The organism is Cellulomonas algicola, from assembly GCF_003851725.1.
Lineage (GTDB): Bacteria > Actinomycetota > Actinomycetes > Actinomycetales > Cellulomonadaceae > Cellulomonas > Cellulomonas algicola.
On the sequence record NZ_BHYL01000419.1, the window covers coordinates 1 to 3,942 of the forward strand.

At 76.1% G+C, this 3,942-nt stretch carries 4 protein-coding genes; 2 read left to right on the plus strand and 2 right to left on the minus strand.

Going from position 1 to position 3,942, the window contains the following annotated elements; translation table 11 throughout:
* A partial coding sequence (locus tag CTKZ_RS20285) for a sigma-70 family RNA polymerase sigma factor (protein WP_160142944.1) occupies window positions 1-938 on the minus strand: 938 nt, incomplete at its 3' end.
* A gap of 207 nt (window positions 939-1,145) precedes the next feature.
* Here CTKZ_RS20285 and CTKZ_RS20290 point away from each other — a divergent pair.
* Window positions 1,146-1,919 carry a hypothetical protein gene (locus CTKZ_RS20290; RefSeq protein ID WP_124344599.1) on the plus strand — a complete coding sequence of 258 codons (774 nt, stop codon included), beginning with the start codon at window positions 1,146-1,148 and terminating at the stop codon, window positions 1,917-1,919.
* A gap of 133 nt (window positions 1,920-2,052) precedes the next feature.
* Complete coding sequence (locus CTKZ_RS20295; protein ID WP_124344600.1) at window positions 2,053-2,931, plus strand: phosphotransferase; 879 nt, start codon at window positions 2,053-2,055, stop codon at window positions 2,929-2,931.
* 69 nt (window positions 2,932-3,000) lie between these two features.
* Here CTKZ_RS20295 and CTKZ_RS20300 read toward each other — a convergent pair.
* A partial coding sequence (locus CTKZ_RS20300; protein WP_235843581.1) for a DUF3592 domain-containing protein occupies window positions 3,001-3,942 on the minus strand: 942 nt, incomplete at its 5' end.

Here is a 3,942-nt window from a genome sequence, read left to right on the forward strand (position 1 = left end):
GCCGTCGTCCCGGTCGCCGCAGCCGTCGCGGCACCCGCCCCACCGGCACCCGCCCCACCGGCCCCCGCGGCCCCGCCCGCAGCGCCGGCACCGCTGCTGAGCGCCGCCGCACCCGCGGCGATGCCGCCACCGACGGGCAGCACGTGGGCCAGCGCGCCGAGGCCGACGATCCCGAGCACGAGCGGTGCAACCACGGCACGCATGCCGTGGTTGACGTCGCCGAGCTCGAGGACCAGGGCGCGGCAGTCGCCGCAGTCGTCGAGGTGCTTCTCGACCTGCGCGTTCTCGCGCGTCCCGAGGCCCCCGCGCACGTACGCGCCGAGCTTGCCGGAGACGGTGCGGCACCCCTCGTCGAGCGGGTCCTGCAGGTGCTGCTGGAGGTAGGCCTGCCGCAGACCCTCGCGCGCGCGGTAGGCGAGCGCGGCGACTCCGTTCGCGGTCAGGCCGAGGATCGGGGCGATCTGCGCGGGCGCGAGCCCCTCGACCTCCGAGTGCCACAGGACGGCCTGCCACCGTTCGGGCAGCGAGTGGAACGCCCGCGACACGACGCCGCGCTCGAACCCCTCGAGGGCCGGCTCCTCCGCGGTGCCGGCCCACGCGGTCCCGCGCTCGAGGGTCGCCAGGTCGTCGGTCGGCTCGACGCGACGGGCCTTCTCGCGGCGGTCGGCGGCCGTGCGGCGCACGACGGTGAACAGGTAGGCGCGGAAGGCGGACTCGGGGCCGTTGCCCCGCTGCAGCGCGCCGTGCACGGCGGTGAACGCGTCGGCCACGACGTCGTCCGCGTCGGCGTGCGAGTCGGTGTACTGGCGGGCGACGACGAACGCGGCACCCGCGTGACGCTCGTAGAGGGTGCCGAACGAGGCGGCGTCACCCGTGCGCACGGCAGCGATCAGCTCGGCGTCCCCTGTGACGCCGTCACCGAGCCGCGTGCTTGCCACCACGACCTGCTCCCGTCAGCGTTCTTCGTCGAGCGCACAGCCTGCCACAACGGATGGATCGGGTGTCCAGACCGCAATCGCCCAATTGCAACGTACGGGATGCTCCGGCGGTTCCGGGCGGCGAGCGGCGGGGAAAGCGCTCGAACGGGTGGGTGAAAAGTTCCGCATCCCGCGTCACCGCCGGCGGGTGGCGCCCTCTCATCCGGCGTGACGACAGACATCGGCAGGGACGACGCCGCGGGCGTGGCGCTGCGCGAGCGTTGGCGGCACGAGAGCCTCGGCTCGGTCTGGCTGCGGCCCGCGGACTGGTACCACCCCGCGGTCGACGACCTGGCCGGCGCGGTCCTCGGTGACCGCGACCCGACGCTCGCGGCCGCCGAGCTCGGCCGTGCCCGCGGCTACGACGGGGTCGGGATCGCCGAGACGATCGACGACCTCGCGTGCCTGTACCGCTCGCGCGGCGAGGCGCAGCCCCCGCTGCTCGCGGTGCGTGCGCTGTGCGACGGCTGGGCCGACGCGCAGGCCGCGGCCGTGTCGGTGGGCACGTCCCTCGACCCCGAGTCCGGCCTGCCGACGCGGCAGTACCTCGCGGTCCGGCTCGCCGAGACCTACCAGGACGGCGAGCGTGCCGCGCTGCCCGCGCAGGAGTCGCACCACCTGGTCATCGTCGACGTCGCTGCGGGCGCGGTCGACCCGTTCACGCGCGCGGCCCGGTCGGCCGCGGTCGGTGCGGCGATGACGGCCACGTTCGGCGACGGCCACCCGATGGCCACGCTCGGCGGCGGCGTGTTCGCGGTGCTGTCGCGGCGGCAGGACCCGCTCGAGGAGCGCGTGCAGCGGCTGCAGGTCGAGATCGCGCGGAGGGTCGACCGCCTCGAGGTCAGAGCAGCGACCCGGCAGCCCGTCCGCGTCTGGGTCGAGCGGCTGCCGGCCACGCACGAGGCGGCGGTGCACACGTTGCGGCGGGTCTCACGCCCCTGATCGGCTCCCGCGCGGAGGAGCGTCGAAGGTCAAGCGCCGATAGGCGACGGTTCAACTGTCGCTCCGGCGCAGGTCAGCGTGGAGTCGGACGGGTGCCCGGGACAAGCCGGGCGGATGCGTCTACCGTCTGTGTATGAACCCCGCCGAGCTCGCCCCTGACCCTGCACCCGCAGGCGACGCGTCCGCCCCTCACCCGGCCGGCGAGGGAGCGTCCACGAGCGGCCCCGCCGTCCCGACGCAGCCCCACCACCCCGGCGTCCCGTCCGACCTCGAGGACCTCGACGTCGACCTCAGCGCCGACCCGCCCGGGCCGTTGCTCGCGACCGGGACCGTCGCAGACGTCTACGCGCTCGACGACCGGCGCGTCCTGCGGCGCGACCGCGACGGGCGCGACGCGACGGGCGAGGCCGAGATCCTGCGGCACGTCGTCGCGCACGGCTTCCCCGCCCCCGCCGTGCTCGGCGTGCACGGGCCGGACCTGGTCGCGGAGCGGCTGCACGGGCCGACCCTGCTCCAGGCGCTCACGGCGGGCGAGGTGTCGATCCACGACGGCGCGCAGATCCTCGCCGACCTGCACCGTCGGCTGCACGAGATCCCCGCGCCCGACGGCTGGAGCGACACGCGGTCGCAGTGGCCGCACGTCACCGGCGGCCCGACGGTCGTGCACCTCGACCTGCACCCCGCCAACGTGATCCTCAGCGAGGCGCACGGACCCGCGCTCATCGACTGGTCGAACGCCCGCAGCGGCCCGGCCGAGCTCGACGTCGCGCTCACCGCGCTCATCATCGCGGAGGTCGTCGTCGACGCCGGGGGCGAGTACTCCGCCGCGGCGCGCGCGCTGCTCGCCGCGTTCCTCACGTGCGTCGGCACCGACCTGATCAGCGCGCTCGACGACGCCGCCGCCGTCCGGTCGCAGGACCCGTCGCTCGTCGCCGGCGAGCGCGAGCTCGTGCCCGCCGCCGCGGCGCTCATCCGGGAGCTCGTCGCCGTCGCGACACCGCCCGAGCACTGACAGCCTCTCGCCGCCAGGCGAAAGAACGACGAGGGCCACCCGGTGCGCGCAGGTGGCCCTCGTCGTCGTTCAGGGGGTCCCGGCCCCCGCCGCGGACCGGCGACCGCGCAGGCCACGCAGCAGCAGCGCACCGCCGACGCCGATCTGCCCCGCCCGGACGACGGTCGTCCACAGGCCGACGACGAAGAACAGCAGCCCGGCCGCCGGGAAGACCCAGCCGAGCAGGCGGAACGTCGCGTCGGGGGCGATGCGCGCGTCCGCGGGGCGGGCGACGTCGTAGATGACGTCGACCGAGCCGCCGACCAACGGGCACGCGCTCGACCGGTAGCCGGCCGACGCGGTGTAGACGGTGCCGGCGACCGTGAACGTCGCGTCGGGCGAGCAGAGCCGGTCGCCGTCGTCGTCGCGCGACTCGTTGCGGTTCGTGACCGTGCCGACCGCCTTCGCCTCGCCCGAGCCGACCGTCCCCGCGTCGATGAGCATCGGCTTCACCAGGAACATGCCGACGGCGAAGAAGACGAGCCCGAACAGCATCATCTTGACCGCGCCGCCGAGGCCCTCGCGGTTCCGCCCGAACCCGACGATGCCGTCCGCCACCAGCGCGCCGCCGACCGCCGTCGCCCCCGCACTGCGCCCCTGCTCGCTCGCCGCGTACCGCGACGCCGAGGCCCACAGGTCCGCGGCCACACCCGCGAGCTGCGGCGGGACGACCGCGACAGGTCCCGTCGGGCCGTTGAAGCCCGGCGGCAGCGAGGGGTAGGGGGCGATGTCCGTCGTCGACGTGCTGCGGGCGGCCGGATCCGCGGGGCGGCTCGGCTGCGGGACCGTGACGGCACCCGTCGCCCAGGGCGTGGACGGAGGCGTCGACGACGGGGACGGCGACCAGGCCGTCGTGGTGGCGGCGGTCGCGACGGCGGCCGGCGCAGGCGCGGGTGCCGGGGCGGGCGTGCGCCGCGTCGGAGGGGTCGAGGCGGACGCGGGTGCGGGGGCGGACGCGGGTGCGGGGGCGGA